Source organism: Plantactinospora sp. CNZ320, assembly GCF_002846275.1.
Genome location: NZ_PJMP01000001.1, coordinates 4,248,273 through 4,263,187, shown reverse-complemented (window position 1 = coordinate 4,263,187; position 14,915 = coordinate 4,248,273). Strand labels below are relative to the sequence as shown.

12 protein-coding genes and 1 pseudogene are annotated in these 14,915 nt (G+C 72.1%); 5 read left to right on the top strand and 8 right to left on the bottom strand.

Annotated elements, in window-relative coordinates; all coding sequences use genetic code 11:
• Window positions 1-20 precede the first annotated feature (20 nt).
• From CLT71_RS18865 to CLT71_RS18850, 4 genes and pseudogenes are all read right to left on the bottom strand, one after another.
• Window positions 21-965 (bottom strand): NADP-dependent oxidoreductase, encoded by a 945-nt coding sequence (locus CLT71_RS18865; RefSeq protein WP_199187638.1) that lies wholly within the window; start codon window positions 963-965, stop codon window positions 21-23.
• A 140-nt stretch (window positions 966-1,105) separates the two neighbouring features.
• The gene (locus tag CLT71_RS18860; RefSeq protein ID WP_101371577.1) at window positions 1,106-1,828 is read right to left on the bottom strand and encodes a BON domain-containing class I SAM-dependent methyltransferase; all 723 of its coding nucleotides are present in this window, start codon (window positions 1,826-1,828) and stop codon (window positions 1,106-1,108) included.
• A 115-nt stretch (window positions 1,829-1,943) separates the two neighbouring features.
• A pseudogene (locus CLT71_RS18855) lies at window positions 1,944-2,192 on the bottom strand (hypothetical protein); the annotation flags it as partial.
• A gap of 131 nt (window positions 2,193-2,323) precedes the next feature.
• Window positions 2,324-3,961 (bottom strand): ABC-F family ATP-binding cassette domain-containing protein, encoded by a 1,638-nt coding sequence (locus CLT71_RS18850; RefSeq protein WP_101368270.1) that lies wholly within the window; start codon window positions 3,959-3,961, stop codon window positions 2,324-2,326.
• Between the two features lie 75 nt (window positions 3,962-4,036).
• Here CLT71_RS18850 and CLT71_RS18845 point away from each other — a divergent pair, with 75 nt between their 5' ends.
• The 3 genes from CLT71_RS18845 (at window position 4,037) to CLT71_RS18835 (ending at window position 5,707) form a co-directional block, all read left to right on the top strand.
• Window positions 4,037-4,795: an ROK family protein gene (locus CLT71_RS18845; RefSeq protein WP_101371576.1), complete on the top strand. Its 759-nt coding sequence runs from the start codon at window positions 4,037-4,039 to the stop codon at window positions 4,793-4,795.
• Between the two features lie 161 nt (window positions 4,796-4,956).
• A complete protein-coding gene (locus CLT71_RS18840; protein ID WP_101368269.1) occupies window positions 4,957-5,325 on the top strand; it encodes a tetratricopeptide repeat protein in 369 nt (122 codons plus the stop codon).
• A gap of 127 nt (window positions 5,326-5,452) precedes the next feature.
• Entirely contained in the window at window positions 5,453-5,707 is a 255-nt protein-coding gene (locus CLT71_RS18835) for a Smr/MutS family protein (RefSeq protein WP_101368268.1), read from the top strand.
• 53 nt (window positions 5,708-5,760) lie between these two features.
• On the opposite strand, the gene CLT71_RS18830 is transcribed toward CLT71_RS18835, so the two are convergent.
• Window positions 5,761-6,192: a GNAT family N-acetyltransferase gene (locus tag CLT71_RS18830; protein ID WP_199187637.1), complete on the bottom strand. Its 432-nt coding sequence runs from the start codon at window positions 6,190-6,192 to the stop codon at window positions 5,761-5,763.
• A 158-nt stretch (window positions 6,193-6,350) separates the two neighbouring features.
• Between CLT71_RS18830 and CLT71_RS18825 the strand changes: the two genes are divergently transcribed.
• Window positions 6,351-6,920, top strand: coding sequence for a dihydrofolate reductase family protein (locus CLT71_RS18825; protein WP_101368266.1), 570 nt, complete (start codon window positions 6,351-6,353; stop codon window positions 6,918-6,920).
• Between the two features lie 7 nt (window positions 6,921-6,927).
• Here CLT71_RS18825 and CLT71_RS18820 read toward each other — a convergent pair whose 3' ends face one another.
• From CLT71_RS18820 to CLT71_RS18810, 3 genes are all read right to left on the bottom strand, one after another.
• Window positions 6,928-10,140, bottom strand: coding sequence for a BTAD domain-containing putative transcriptional regulator (locus tag CLT71_RS18820; protein WP_101368265.1), 3,213 nt, complete (start codon window positions 10,138-10,140; stop codon window positions 6,928-6,930).
• 36 nt (window positions 10,141-10,176) lie between these two features.
• Complete coding sequence (locus CLT71_RS18815) at window positions 10,177-10,563, bottom strand: hypothetical protein (protein ID WP_101368264.1); 387 nt, start codon at window positions 10,561-10,563, stop codon at window positions 10,177-10,179.
• Between the two features lie 216 nt (window positions 10,564-10,779).
• Window positions 10,780-11,736 carry an FAD-dependent oxidoreductase gene (locus CLT71_RS18810; protein WP_101368263.1) on the bottom strand — a complete coding sequence of 319 codons (957 nt, stop codon included), beginning with the start codon at window positions 11,734-11,736 and terminating at the stop codon, window positions 10,780-10,782.
• 620 nt (window positions 11,737-12,356) lie between these two features.
• Between CLT71_RS18810 and CLT71_RS18805 the strand changes: the two genes are divergently transcribed.
• On the top strand, window positions 12,357-14,648 hold the full coding sequence (locus CLT71_RS18805; RefSeq protein ID WP_101368262.1) for a glycoside hydrolase family 9 protein: 2,292 nt from the start codon (window positions 12,357-12,359) through the stop codon (window positions 14,646-14,648).
• Window positions 14,649-14,915: the final 267 nt, after the last annotated feature.

Below are 14,915 nucleotides of genomic sequence, written 5' to 3'. Positions count from 1 at the left end.
CGCCCGCCACGGCGCTTCTGCTATCCGGCCGAGCCGATCACCACGGCGAGCTTGCCGACGGTACCGCTGTTGTTGAAGTCGGCGAACGCCTGCGGAACCTCGTCCAGCAGGTAGGTGCGGGCGATGGAGGGGCGCAGCCGGTCGGCGGCGGTCTCGGTGGCGAGATGGTCCAGCACGATCCGGTCCGGGATCACCTCGATCGCGGTGACGTTCAACGGCCGGTCACCGAGCTGCTCGGCGCCCACCCCGAGGGTGGAGGAGAAGCGGCCGTCCGGGGTGACCAGATCGGCGATCAGCTCCGGGTCGCCGGCCAGGTGCACCGCGCTGTCCACGCCGTTCGGGACGAGCTGCCGTACCTGCGCGGCCAGGTCGGCCCGGTGGTCCACGGTGTGTGCGGCGCCGAGTTCGTGCATCAGGTCGGCGGCGGGCCCGGCCTCGGCGGTGGCGATCACGGTGGCGCCACGAGCGGCGGCGAGCTGGACGGCGTAGTGCCCCACTCCGCCGGTGGCGCCGGAGATCAGCACCGTCTCGCCGTGTCCCGGCGCGACCGCGTCCACGCTGGCCAGCGCGGCGACCCCGGCCAGACCGAGTACGCCGGCTGCCCGGTAGCCGATCCCGGCCGGCAGCGGTGCCAGGCCCATCTCCTCGGGTACGACCACGTACTCGCCGAACGAGCCGTCGCCGAGCCCGGGCTTGGCCACCACACCGAAGACCTTCTCGCCGGGCATGAACCCGCTGACGCCCGGACCGACCTCGGTCACGATGCCGGCGAAGTCCCGGCCGAGCACCACCGGAAACTGGTGCTCGATCTCGCCCTTGAGGAAGCCTCCGGCGAGCTTGGCGTCGAAACCGTTCAGCGACGAGGCCTGTACCTCGATCTTCACCTCGCCGTCACCGGGCGCCGGCTCCGGCACCTCCCGGACCTCCGGCATGGCCCCAAAAGACTCGGACATCACGGCACGCATCTACCGGCCCTCCCCGAACGCTGACCCGCTCCGACAGCCGGTGCTTTCCCGCCGGATCCCGCTACATGCCTTCCAACCGGTCCGTACGGCTACCCGGCGGTCGACTGCGCCCCGGCCACGGCCCCGCACCCCGGTCGGCCTCAGTCGAAGAACCGGGCCAGGTGGGCCGGTTCCGGGCCGGGGTCGTCCGGGCCCAGCGGGGTGAGGTCGGCGAAGATCGAGGCGCCGTCGCAACCGGCGTGCAGCGGGTACCACCGGGGCGCACCGGGATGGCGCTGGCAGATGTGCTTGATCGTCTGCACGTCGAGCAGGCGTACGTGGGTCGGGTCGGCGACCGCGTTGACATGCCCCCACCACGGGCTCATCACGTGCAGTACCCCACCGGGCCGGAGTACCCGGTGGCACTCGTCGACCAGGGTCAGGAAGTCGATCAGGTGCTCCAGGATGTGCACCGTGAAGATCACGTCGACCGAGTCGCCGGCCAGCGGCAGCGGGGCGGAGAGGTCAGCCTGGGCGTCGACTCCCGGAGCCACCCGCAGGTCGAGACCGAGGTTGCCGGGGTACTGCTTCGCGGCGCCGCAGCCGAGATCCATCACCACCGGATTCCGCCCGGCGACCCGTACCCGGGACCAGACCGCAAGTACGCCGTCGAGCCGGCCGACGAGTCGCCGGACCAGCGCCAGCTCGTCCCGGTCGGCGGCATCCCCGGTCAGGTGTGCCACGCCCCGGTCGAACCGTACCTCCACCGCCGTGCCGCGCAGCCGGTCGTCGTGCTTGACGAGGTCGGCGTAGGCCATGGCGAGGAACCCGTCGATCGCCCGCAACCGTTCACCGGAGGGCGCGCTGTGCAGTTGCGCGACCATCACCACCTCCCGGACGCCGGCTACCCGGAATCGTCCGGTCTACGCCTCACCCGGTGGTGGCGCGTCGGCTGGACCGTCCCAGGTTGCGCATCCTCGGCCGGGAGGCGACCGCCCGGAGTACCCGTTTGAGGTGGTAACGGTGTAGTTCGGCGCTGCCCTGCATGTTGCCGTCCTCGGTCACCGAAACCAGCTCCCAACCCTGGGCGCCGGCCCGGTTGAGGTGGGCGAGCGCGGTGTCCCCGTAGGGGGAGACGTCGAGCACGGCGCCGTCCGGGCCGTACCAGGTGTAAGCGAGTTCCCAGCCGGTGTCGTCGAGCCGGGGCTGTCGCCGGCGTACCAACAGGGCGTACTCCCATCTGAGCATGGAGTAGTTCTTGCCCAGCCGGGCGCCGGCAGAAACAGGGATCGATGAAGCCGTTCCTCCGGCGTCGCCCGGCGCCGACCCCGCCGCCGGGGGCGGCACCGGGGCAGCGGGCCGGAGCAGGCCGGGCGTGGTCAGGCTTCGGTGACCCGGCCGCCGTCGACCCGGACGTGCCGGTCGGCCCGGAGCGTCTCGAGCATCCGGCGGTCGTGGGTGACCAGCAGCAGGGTTCCCGGGTACGACTCCAGCGCCGATTCGAGCTGCTCGATCGCGGGCAGGTCGAGATGGTTGGTCGGCTCGTCCAGCACCAGCAGGTTCACGCCCCGGGCCTGGAGCAGGGCCAGCGCGGCCCGGGTCCGCTCGCCCGGCGAGAGGGTGTCGGCGGGTCGCAACACGTGTGCCGCCCGCAGCCCGAACTTGGCCAGCAGGGTCCGTACGTCGGCCGGGTTCAGCTCCGGTACGGCGGCACCGAAGGCGTCCAGCAGCGGCTCCCCGCCGACGAAGAGCCCCCGGGCCTGGTCGACCTCGCCGACCACCACGCCCGGGCCGAGCGAGGCGTGCCCTTCGTCCAGCGGCAACCGGCCCAGCAGGGCGGCCAACAGCGTCGACTTCCCCGAGCCGTTGGCGCCGGTGATCACCACCCGGTCCGCCCAGTCCACCTGGAGGTCGACCGGTCCGAGGGTGAAGTCGCCGCGCCGGACGAGGGCACCACGCAGTGCCGCCACCACCGCACCCGCCCGGGGCGCGGCGGCGATCTCCATCTTGAGCTGCCACTCCTTGCGCGGCTCCTCGACCGCGTCCAGCCGCTCGATCAGCCGTTCGGTCTGCCGGGCCTTGGCGGCCTGCTTCTCGGTCGCCTCGGCCCGGAACTTCCGGCCGATCTTGTCGTTGTCGGTCGCCTTCCGCCTGGCGTTCTTGACGCCCTTCTCCATCCAGGCCCGCTGGGACCGGGCCCTGGCCTCCAGCGTGGCGCGGGTGTCGGCGTACTCCTCGTAGTCGGCGCGGGCGTGCCGGCGCGCCACCTCACGCTCCCCCAGGTAGGCCGCGTAGCCGCCGCCGTAGTGCCGTACCTGCTGCTGGTGCAGGTCGAGTTCGAGGACCCGGGTCACCGTCCGGGTGAGGAACTCGCGGTCGTGGCTGACCAGTACCGTGCCGGCGCGCAGCCCGGTGACGAACTCCTCCAGCCGGTCCAGGCCGGCCAGGTCCAGATCGTTCGTCGGCTCGTCGAGCAGGAAGATGTCGTAGCGGCTGAGCAGCAGCGAGGCGAGTCCCGCCCGGGCCGCCTGGCCGCCGGAGAGCGCCGTCATCGGCTGCTCCAGGTCGACCGCCAGGCCCAGTTCGGCGGCGATCTGGTCGGCCCGCTCGGCCAGGTCGGCGCCACCGAGGGCGAGCCAGCGCTCCAGCGCGGTCGCGTACCGGTCGTCGGCGCCCGCGACGCCGTCGGTCAGTGCCTCGGTCGCGGCGTCGAGTTCGGCCTGCGCGGCGGTCACCCCGGTACGCCTGCCGAGGAAGGCCCGGACCGTCTCGCCGGGGCGTCGGTCGGGCTCCTGCGGCAGGTGGCCGACGCTCGCCGAGGGCGGGTTGAGGGCCAGGGTGCCGTGTTCGAGCGGTTGCAGGCCGGCCAGGGTACGCAGCAGCGTGGACTTGCCCGCGCCGTTCACCCCGACGACCCCGATCACGTCACCGGGGGCGATCACGAGTTCGAGGTCGGCGAAGAGCATCCGGTCGCCGTGTCCGGCGGCGAGGTCCTTGGCGATCAGTGTGGCGCTCATCAGACCTCAGATGCTATCCGTCCGTGCTGTCCGACCGGGCAGGTGCGACCCCGGGTGGAGGAGCACACTGATGCTGTGATGACCACGTTGGCGATCGACTGCGGCGGCGGTGGCATCAAGGCGTCCGTACTCGACGACGCCGGCACGATGCGTACCCGGCCGTTGCGGGTGCCGACCCCGTACCCGTTGCCGACCGCGCTCTTCGTCAAGACGCTGCTGGCGCTCGGTGGCCGGCTGCCGGCGGCGGACCGGGTCACCGTGGGCATGCCCGGGATGCTCCGGCACGGCGTGGTGGTGGCCACCCCGCACTACGTCACCCGGGCCGGGCCGCGTACCAGGCCCGATCCGGAACTGGTCGCCGAGTGGTCGGGCTTCGACGTGCGCACCGCGCTCACCGACGCGTTCGGGCTGCCGACCCTGGTGCTCAACGACGCCGAGGTGCACGGCGCCGGGGTGGTCGCCGGGACCGGCCTGGAACTGGTGCTCACCCTCGGCACCGGCCTGGGCTGCGCGCTCTTCGACGGGGGGCGCCTCGCCCCGCACCTGGAGCTGTCGCAGGCGCCGGTCCGGTGGGGGATGAGCTACGACACCTACATCGGTGAACACGAGCGGCGCCGGCTCGGCGACGCGTTCTGGTCCCGCCGGGTCCGAGGCGTGGTGGACGGGCTGCGCCCGGTCTTCCTCTGGGACCGGCTCTATCTGGGCGGTGGCAACTCCCGACTGGTCCGGCCGGAACAGCTCGCCCGGATGGGCGACGACGTGGTGGTGGTGCCGAACAGCGCCGGCATCATCGGCGGGGTACGCGCCTGGGAGTTGCGTCCCGGCTGGCGCTGACCCACCCTCGTCCGCTGCCTTCCTACCTGCCCATTCCGGTACGTACACCCCCGAACCACCACAGCGGATCGTCGGGATTCCGTAGATCGGAACAGTCGCGGTACTGGCGGTGTTGTGCCAGCGTCGAGGGGAAGTAGTCGCGACACGAGGAGGTGGGTCTAGTGGATCTTCTGGCCGAGTACCGGCGGGCGACCATGTACTTCGAGACCGGGGACCCGTCCGGAGCTGCCCGGTTGCTGGAGCCCATCGTCGAGGCCGAGCCCGACAACGCCTCCGTACGTCAGTTGCTCGCCCGCGCGTACTTCCAGACGGCCCAGCTCGCCCGGGCCGAGGAGCAGTTGCGCACGCTGGTGCAGCGCGACCCGAGCGACCACTACTCGCACCACGTGCTGGGCCGCACCCTGGAGCGGGTCGGTCGCCCGGCTGAAGCCCTCCGGCACCTCCGGATCGCCGCCGCGATGTACGCGGAGAACGACGACTACCGGATCGCCCTGGAGCGCGTCGAGACCCGGGTCGGCGGTCGACGGTGACCCGGGCGAGGGAGACGGCGACCCGGGTGACGCAGATGGTCACCCGGGCGACGAACTGGCCGGGGGCGGCCGCACCGCTGCCCCTACGATCGGGTGCCATGGACGCTGCCCGGCCGGTGACCCGCCGATGAAACTCAAGCTCGACCTGCACGACATCTTCAACAAGGGCCACGACATCGACCGGGCGCTGCGCGGGATCATGGACGAGGCGGTGGCCAAGAAGGCCACCATGGTCGAGATCATCCCGGGCAAGGGGTCGGGGCAGCTCAAGAAGCGGGTGCTGCGCTTCCTCGACCAGAAGGAGATCAAGCAGCTCTACCACCGGGTGGAGAAGGACTCCAAGAACTTCGGCCGCCTCTTCGTGCACTTCCGCTGGAAATAGACCCGAGCTGCAAGTAGGCCAGCACTGGAAGTGGACCGGAGTCGGCGCCCGGATCATGTCGTCGACAGTGGCTTGACCCAGCGCGACCACTCGGCCTGCGGCTGGTAGCCCAGCGCCCGCCAGGTCGGGTGTGCCAGCGCGTTGTCGTCGAGCACCATGGCGTCGCCCCGGCTCCCGCCGAGTTGCCGGAACCGTTCCTCCGCCGCCTCCACCAGCAGCCGGGCAACCCCCTGGCCACGACACTCCGGCGCCACCGCCAGCCGGTAGAGGTGACACCGCCACCCGTCCCAGCCGGCGATCACGCTGCCCACCAGCGCCGAGTCGCGTACGGCGAGGATCAGTGCGCCGGGGTCACGGGCGACGAGGCCGCGTACCGCCGCTGCCGTGTCGGCGGGCCGGTGCGCGTCCTCCGCCGCCCTTCGCCACAACTCGAGTACGCCGGGAACGTCGGCGGCGTCCGCCGCCCGCAGGGTCAGGTCAGCCACGGAACGCACCGTAGACCACGGACGTTGCCACACTGTAGCCACGGCTCGCGGCACGGTAGGGCGGGCGGAAGGAAACCGTAAGGGCTCGGCGGCAGAGTGAGGTCATCAAGGCGGCGGGCAACGGGAAGCGCCGGCAGGGACCACAGGGAGCAGAGACCATGCGCAAGATCATCGAGTCGACCTTCGTTTCGCTGGACGGGATCATCGACGACACCCGCCCGTCCACGGCCTCCCGGGCGGAGCCGCAGCACTGGGGCCAGCCGTACTGGGACGCCGACCACAACGGCTACGCCCAGAAGCTGATGGAATCGGCCGACGCCCTGCTGCTGGGCCGGGTGACCTACGAGGGGTTCGCCGAGGCGTGGTCCTCCCGGGCCGGCGACCCGGGTGCCGACGCGATGAACGCGATGCCGAAGTACGTCGCCTCGCGCACCCTCACCGAGACCACCTGGAACGCCACCCTGCTGGGGGGTGACGTGGCCGAGGAGGTCGCCAAGCTCAAGGAGCAGCCGGGCCGGAACATCGTGAAGTGGGGCACCGGCGAGCTGGACCGCACGCTGGTGCAGCACGGCCTGGTCGACGAGTTCCACTTCTGGTATTTCCCGGTGATCGTCGGCGCCGGCAAGCACCTCTTCGAGGGCGCCGGATTCGACACCACCCACCTGAAGCTCGCCGACATCGACCGGTTCGACTCCGGCATCGTCGTGCACATCTACGTACCCAAATAGGTCGACCTCAGGCCCGGTCCCCGTCCACCAGGGACCGGGCCTGACCCGTCGTGAGACCGGCACCCCGCGCGAACAGGGCGTCGAAGTCCGGCCCGGTGGCCTGCCGGACCGCCGCCGTGAGCCGGTCCAGCTCGAACCGGTGCGGGTCGGCGAGCCGGTGCTCCGACTCCCGACGGGCGGCGTCGGCGGCACCGAGCAGTTGCCCGGCCAGCCCGGCCCGTCCGTCCCGGAACAGCGCGTCGGCCATCCCGGCCAGCGCGGCCGCCATCTCGGGTCCGGAATCCTGCTCCCGGGCCAGGTCGAACGCCTCCCGGTGCCGGTCCAGGGCCGCCGCCGGATCACCGCGCTCGCCGGCCAGCAGTCCCAGCTCGATCAGCACCATCGCCAGGTACGGCGGGTGCCCGTCTCCGGTCTGCTGTCGCCGGCCCGTGTCGAGCAGCCAGCGCAGGTGCTGCTCGGCCAGGTCGAGCCGGCCGACGTGCCGGGCGGCGAAGGCGAGGGTGAGGGTGGCGAAGACCTCTCCGGACCGCTGCCCATGCTCGGCGGAGAGCCGCCGCGCCTGCTCGGCGTACTCCAGGGCGCGCGGGTGGTCGCCGCGCTGCGCCGAGATCCAGCCGAGCCAGCCGAACCGGCCGGCCACGTCGGACCAGAGTCCCAGCTCCTCGGCGATCCGCAGGCCCTGCTGGCTCAGCCGGGCCGCCTCGTCCCGGTCGCCGGTCAGGTCGGCGAGGCCGATCAGCCAGTCGTCCGCCTGGAGCACGCCCCAGTCGTCGCCGAGTTCGGCGAAGAGTTCGGCGCCGCGCCGGGCGTCGGCTTCCAGCGCGGCCGGGTCGGCCCGGATGTGTCCGAGCATCGCCCGGGTGCTCAGCACCGCCGCCTCGCCCCACCGGTCCCCGACGGCCCGGAACGTCTCCAGCGCCCGGGCCAGCAGCTCGCCGGTGCTGCCCAGGTCTCCGAAGTCGATCGTCGACGCGGCGAGGAACCATTGCGCGCGAGCCCGGCCGAGCGGGTCCGACACCTTGTCGTAGCCGCGCAGCACCTCCGCCGCCAGCTCCGGCCCGGCCTGACCCTGCCGGATCGCCAGGCCGGCGTGCCACGCTTCGGCGCCGGCCCGGACCAGGTCCGACACCTCTCCGGGTACGCCGAGCGCGCCGGCCAGCGCGCGGCGGGCCTCGGTGAGCCGGCCGCGCAGGAACCGGTACCAGACCAGCGCCGTGGCCAGTCGCAGCGCCGACTCGGCCGCACCCTCGCGCCGGAACGTCTCCGCGGCGGCCCGTAGGTTCGCGACCTCGGCGTCCAGCCGGCCCAGCCACTCCCGCTGGCCGGGGCCGCGCAGCTCCGGGTCGGCGCGCTCGGCCAGCGCCAGGTAGTGGTCGGCGTGCCGGCGCCGCAGCATCCCCTCCTCGCCGGCCTCCCGCAGCCGGCCCAGGCAGTACGCGGAGACCGACTCCAGCAGCCGGAACCGCGGCCCGTCGCCGCCGGTCGGCCCGGTGGCGCGTACCACCAGGGAACGGTCGACCAGTCCGGCCAGCAGCTCCAGCACCGCACCGGCCGGCGTGCCGTCCCCGGCAGAGACCGCTTCGGCGGCGGTCAGCGTGCAGCCGCCGGTGTGCACGGCCAGCCGGCGCAGGACGACCCGCTCCGGTTCGCTGAGCAGTTGCCAGCTCCAGTCGATCACGGCGGCCAGGGTGCGCTGCCGGGTCGGGGCGTCGCGCGGGCCGGTGGCCAGCAGCCCGAACCGGTCCTGCGGCACCTGCAACCGGGCCGCCAGCTCGGTCACGCCGAGCAGCGGTACCCGGGTCGCGGCCAGTTCCAGCGCCAGCGGGATGCCGTCCAGCCGCCGGCAGACCTCGGCCACCCCGGCGACCGTCTCCGGTGTCGGGTCCAGCCCGGCTCGGGCCAGGAAGAGCCGTACGGCGGAGGACCGGGCCAGCCGGTCCGGGTCGTCGGTGTCGGGGAGGTCCAGCGGCGGCAGCTCCCACCGGGCCTCGCCGCGCAGCCGCAGCGGCTCCCGGCTGGTGGCCAGCACCCGCAGCCCGGGTGCGGCCGACAGCAGCTCGCCGACCAGCCCGGCGACCGGCTCGACGACGTGTTCGCAGTTGTCCAGCACCAGCAGCATCCGCCGCTCCCGCAGGGCGGTGGCCAGCCGTTCGCCGGGCGGCTCCGCGCCGCCCGCAGCGTCCGAGATGGAGAGCACGGCGAGGATCGGCTCGGCGGGGTCACCCGAGGCGTCCCAGGTGGTCAGGTCGACCAGCCAGACCCCGTCCGGGTACGTCTCGGCCAGTGACCGGGCGACCTCGGTCGCCACGCTCGTCTTGCCCACCCCACCCGGCCCGGTCAGGGTGACCAGCCGGCCGGCGGTGAGCAGTTCGCGTACCCGCCGCACGGCGTGGTCACGGCCGATCAGCTCGGTCACCGGTGCCGGCAGCGCGGAGCCGGTCCGCAACCGCCGTCGGGCCGGTGCCGGCGGCTCCTCGGCCGGGTCACCGGCGAGGATCGCCCGGTGCAGCGCCGCCAGCTCCGGCCCCGGATCCAGTCCCAGTTCGTCGGCGAGGCCACGCCGCAACTCCTGGAAGCTGTCCAGCGCCTCGCTCGTCCGGCCGGACCGGTGCAGCGCCCGCATGTGCGCCGCCCGCAGCCGTTCCCGGTACGGATGCCTGTCGACCTGCTCGGTCAACTCGCCGACGAGTTCGGCGTGCTCGCCGAGCGCGAGCCGTGCCTCCGCGTACGCCTCCACGGCGGTGACCCGCTGCTCCTCCCAACGGGCGACGGCGGTACGGGCGAACTCCTCGTCGGCGAAGTCGGCCAGCGCGGTACCCCGCCACAGCGCCAGCGCGTCGGCGAGCAGCCCGGCCCGGGTACCGGGATCGTCGGTCGCCTGTGCCTGCCCGAGCAGCGCCGCGAAGGTCGCCGCGTCGACCGCCTCGGGCGCGGTTCGCAGCTCGTAGCCGGGCGGTTGCGAGACCAGCAGCTCCCGGGCGCCCGGCTCGGCCCCGGCCAGTGCCCGGCGTAGCTGTGAGACCCGGACGTGCAGCGCGGCGGTCGGGTCGGCGGGTGCCGCCGTACCCCAGAGGTCCTCGACCAGCCGGTCCACCGAGACCGGGCGTCCGGCCGAGATCAGCAGGTCGGCCAGGAGGGCCCGGACCTTCCGGCCGGGGATCGTGACCGGCTCACCATGGTCGGTCCAGACGGCCAGCGGCCCCAACACCCCGAATCGCACCGCACCAGGCTACGGAAGCGCCAGCCTTCCGGGGGGTCAGGCCGGCTGCCTGGTGGTGGGGGTGGTCGGCTGGCGGGGCGCCGAGTTGCTGGTGCCGTTGGTGGAGACCGCCGGGGCCGCGCCGACGCCGAGCACTGTCAGCGCGGCCAGCAGCAGCGCGATCCACTCGTTGGAGTCCAGCCCACCGAGGATCACCGTGGCCAGCACCTGGAGCACGCTGAGCACCACCGCGACGGCGGTCTTGGCCCACCGGTACTGCGGGGTCAGTGGCACCAGGTAGACCCCGACCGCGGTCGCGGCGGCGATGGCGATCTGCACCGCCTCGTCCGGCTCGATGCGCTGGTCTCCGGAGAGCGCGCCGTACGCGACCGTGAGCGCCGCCCCGACGACGGCGGCGAGAGCCTTGCCGTACTTGCGGATCATGGGTTTCTCACCGTGCCTCTCCTGTGCCGGGGCTGACTCTTCGGCGGCGGTCGATCGGGCGCGGGCCGGCTGTCGTTCACGCCATCGTGTAACAGCGCGTCGCGCGCTGTCAGTCAGATATCGGCGCCTTCGCGGTCTGCTTCCCGCAGGACGGCTCGGGCCCTCGTCCGGGCATTTCCGAGCTCCATTCGCCGACGGGCGAATTTGCGGCTCGGGTCAGGCCAACTCGCTCAGCGCCAGCACCTCGTCGGCGCATCCCCAGGAAAGGGCGAGCCCCGAGCCGCCGTGACCGTAGTTGTGGATGAGGACATTGCCGTCGACCTGATCGCGTTCGATCCGGACGCTGGACCGGCTCGGCCGGAGCCCGACCAGGATGCGCCGGATCGGGGCGCCCCGGAGCAGCGGCTCCACGGCGGCGCAGCGTTCGACGATCGCCGCTGCCCGGGCAGGGTCCGGCGTGAGGTCCTCCGAGCCGGGCGTCGCGCTGCCGCCGAGTACGACGTGGTTGCCGTGCGGCAGGATGTAGGTCATGTCCTCGTGCTCGGCCCAGTCCTGGAAGAACGTCTCTATTCCGGGATTGTCGACGACCACAAGTTGACCCCGGGTGGGAAACACCTGGTCGTCCGGGACGAGATAGCGGGCACCGAGTCCGGTGCAGTTCACGAGTATTCCGGCGGCCCCGGCGAGTTCCTTGAAAGAGCCGATGGTGCCGATTTCGATATCGCCGCCCTGACCGATCAGGCGCTCGGTGAGATATTCCAGATAGGCCGGCATGTTCACGATCGGGCTGGTGTAACGCCAACCATTGACGTAGCCCGGTGGAAGTTCCTCCGGGGTGCAGAGTTCGAAGTCGCTCAGGTTGCGGACGCAGGCCGGTGGTTCCAGTGGAAAGGGTGCCACCTCCAGGCCGCGGACGAGCCGTACGCCGGCCGCCGGGTCCTCGGCGATCTTCTCCAGGGTCAGCCGGGTCTGTTCGCTCCAGTGCAGGACGCGTTCGTCGGTCAGCTCGTACGGCCCCCAACTCGCCCCGGCGGAGGCGGAGGTGGTCTCCTGCGGGGGTCGGGCGGCCCGGATCTGGACCGCGAGCCCCGCGTCGGCGAGTCGGACCGCTGTGGACAGTCCGATGACGCCCGCACCGATAACCAGAACGTCGGGCCGTCGGGACGTTGCCATTAGGCCATATTAACGGAGGTCTTACCCGTCGAGTGTTCGCCTGTTGCCGGATACCTGCTTGCGGAGGCGCCGGTCGACGGCTCGACACGTCAATACGGATTGGGCGACGGACGTGCGGGCTGGAAATTGCGGGTGCGAATTACCGTCGGTGGTGGAACTTCGGGTCGAGCGGGCAGCCGAATTCGCGCAGACCTGGGAGTTCATTCGACGGGGATCTTTGGTGACTACTGTGAGTGACCGAAGGGTTCCGCCTGGTGGTGATGGCCGGCCGGGCCGGGTTGACAAGCGGTTCGCCCGGTGCGTTCGCCGGTGCCGGCGGATCGTCCATCGCCGGTGCCGGTCGATCGTCCGTCGCGGCTGCCGGGCGGCGGTCGGTTGGTGGTCGGTCGGCCGATCGGTCGGTCGTCCGGGGTGGACGGAGGCGGGCTGTCCTGCTTCGACGGGATTTATCGCGGTCAGCCGCGGCCGCGTTCGGGTGGAGCCGGTTGACAGGCACGAAACTCGATGTCAATCTCCCGGTATTCTCGGACTGGGAGCGCTTCCATAGATCTTGGTCCACGTCGTACCACCCCGCCCGGCGGTGCCGGCCACCGGTCACCGCGCCCACCGGAAGGAATGACGTGCTCAGACCCCGCTCGCCGCGTACGGTTCCACTCGCCGCAGCCACCGTAGCGGCCCTGGCCGCCACAGTGCTCACCACACCCGTCGCGTCCGTCGCCGCCCCGGGCGACGAGGCGCCGGAGCAGATCGTCAACGGCACCTTCGACAACGGCCACGCCCCCTGGTGGGGCACCGCCAACCTCACCCTCGACTCCAGCACCGGCCAGCTCTGTGCCGGGATACCGGGTGGCACGATCAACCCCTGGGACGTGATCATCGGCCAGGACAACGTCGCGCTGGTCGCCGGTGAGTCGTACCAGTTCCGGTTCTTCGGCCAGGCCACTCCGAACAAGGTCGGCCGGGCGCTGGTCCAGTTGCCTGTCGACCCGTACACGCAGTATCTGTCGGCCAGCCCCGAGCTGAGCGTCTCCGGCAACGAGTACTCCTACACCTTCACCTCCCCGGTCGACCTGCCCAACGCCCAGGTCGTCTTCCAGCTCGGCGGCAGCGCCGAACCCTGGACCATCTGCCTGGACAACATCTCGCTCACCGGCGGCGCCGAGCCGGACGTCTACGTCCCGGACACCGGCCCGAGGGTCCGGGTCAACCAGGTCGGCTACCTGCCGAAGGGGCCGAAGAACGCCACCGTGGTCACCGAGGCGACCAGCCCGCTGCCCTTCCAGCTCCGCGACAGGGCCGGCCGGCTCGTCAAGCAGGGCCGGACGACGCCGCGCGGCCTGGATCGCTCCTCCGGGCAGAACGTGCACACGATCGACTTCGGACACTTCACCCGGCCCGGCACCGGCTACACGCTGACCGCCGACGGCGAGACCAGCCGGCCGTTCGACATCGGCGCCGACTTCTACGAGCAGCTTCGCACCGACGCGCTGAAGTTCTACTACACCCAGCGCAGCGGCATCGAGATCTCCGACGCGCTCCGCCCCGGCTACGGCCGCCCGGCCGGACACGTCGGGGTGGCACCCAACCAGGGCGACACCTCGGTACCCTGCCAGCCCGGCGTCTGCGACTACACCCTCGACGTCTCCGGCGGCTGGTACGACGCCGGCGACCACGGCAAGTACGTCGTCAACGGCGGCATCTCGGTGCACCAGCTGATGAGCGAGTACGAGCGCTCCACCCGGGCCCGCACCGCCCAGCCCTGGCGGCTCGGCGACCGCACCCTGGCCCTGCCGGAGAGCGGCAACCGGGTGCCGGACATCCTCGACGAGGCGCGCTGGGAGCAGGAGTTCCTGCTCAGCATGCAGGTGCCGGCCGGCAAGCCGCTGGCCGGAATGGCCCACCACAAGATCCACGACGACTCGTGGACCGGCCTGCCGCTGCTGCCGCACCTCGACGAGAAGCGGCGCGAACTGCACCCGCCCTCCACCGCCGCCACGCTCAACCTGGCCGCCACCGCCGCACAGGCGGCCCGGGTCTTCAAGCCGTACGACCGGAGGTTCGCCGAGCGGAACCTGGCCGCCGCGAAGACGGCCTGGGCCGCCGCGCGGGCCAACCCCGAGCGGTACGCCGACCCGGCCGACGCCAACGGCGGCGGTGCGTACAACGACAACGACGTCACCGACGAGTTCTACTGGGCCGCCGCCGAGCTCTACCTGAGCACCGGGGCGAAGGAGTACCGCGACTTCCTGCTCCGCTCGCCGCACCACACCGGTGACGTGTGGCGGGAGCGGGGCATGGACTGGGGCAACACCGCCGCGCTCGGCCGGCTGCAACTGGCCACCGTGCCGAACAACCTGCCGGACCGGGCCCGGGTACGCGCCTCGGTCGCCCAGGGCGCCGACCGCTACCTGGCCACCCTGAAGGCACACCCGTACGGCATCCCGTACAACCCGTCGGACAACCTCTTCGACTGGGGCTCCAACAACCTGATCGTCAACAACGCCATCGTGCTGGCCACCGCGTTCGACCTGACCGGCAAGGTGCGCTACCGGGACGGCGTGCTGGAGACGATGGACTACATCTTCGGCCGCAACGCCCTGAACCAGTCGTACGTGACCGGGTACGGCGAGGTGGCCTCGCGCAACCAGCACAGCCGCTGGTACGCCCGCCAGCTCAACCCCGACCTGCCCAACCCGCCCCGGGGAACCCTCTCCGGCGGCCCGAACTCGGCCATCCAGGACCCGGTCGCCCAGCAGAAGCTGCGCGGCTGCGCGCCGCAGTTCTGCTACATCGACGACATCGAGTCCTGGTCGACGAACGAGCTGACAATCAACTGGAACGCCCCGCTGGCCTGGATCGCGGCCTTCATCGCCGACCAGGACAACGGGGACGCCGGCAGGCACCGGCACTGACTCCCCTGACGCGGTCCGCCGGGGCGATGCCCCCGGTCGGCGGGAGACCGCCGGCCGGGGGCCGCCCCACCGCACCTGGCCCGTTGTGGGTCGGTGGGTCCTCGACCCGGCCGCCCGGCGTCCCGCCGGCTCGTGCCGGATCGCAAACTTCTCAGGCGACCGGAACCGCCCACCGTGGGGCAGGCGTTCGTCGGTGGGCGGCCCCGGTCGTTCACCACTCATCTCGCTCAATAGAGCGCCGGACCCGCCCCCGGCGTCACATCGAGC

Coding starts and splice junctions, on each gene's coding strand:
- CLT71_RS18815 (WP_101368264.1), bottom strand. CDS start 10,563: ATGATCCGCAAGTACGGCAAGGCTCTCGCCGCCGTCGTCGGGGCGGCG.
- CLT71_RS18825 (WP_101368266.1), top strand. CDS start 6,351: ATGCGCAAGATCATCGAGTCGACCTTCGTTTCGCTGGACGGGATCATC.
- CLT71_RS18865 (WP_199187638.1), bottom strand. CDS start 965: ATGCGTGCCGTGATGTCCGAGTCTTTTGGGGCCATGCCGGAGGTCCGG.
- CLT71_RS18810 (WP_101368263.1), bottom strand. CDS start 11,736: ATGGCAACGTCCCGACGGCCCGACGTTCTGGTTATCGGTGCGGGCGTC.
- CLT71_RS18835 (WP_101368268.1), top strand. CDS start 5,453: ATGAAACTCAAGCTCGACCTGCACGACATCTTCAACAAGGGCCACGAC.
- CLT71_RS18860 (WP_101371577.1), bottom strand. CDS start 1,828: ATGGTCGCGCAACTGCACAGCGCGCCCTCCGGTGAACGGTTGCGGGCG.
- CLT71_RS18850 (WP_101368270.1), bottom strand. CDS start 3,961: ATGAGCGCCACACTGATCGCCAAGGACCTCGCCGCCGGACACGGCGAC.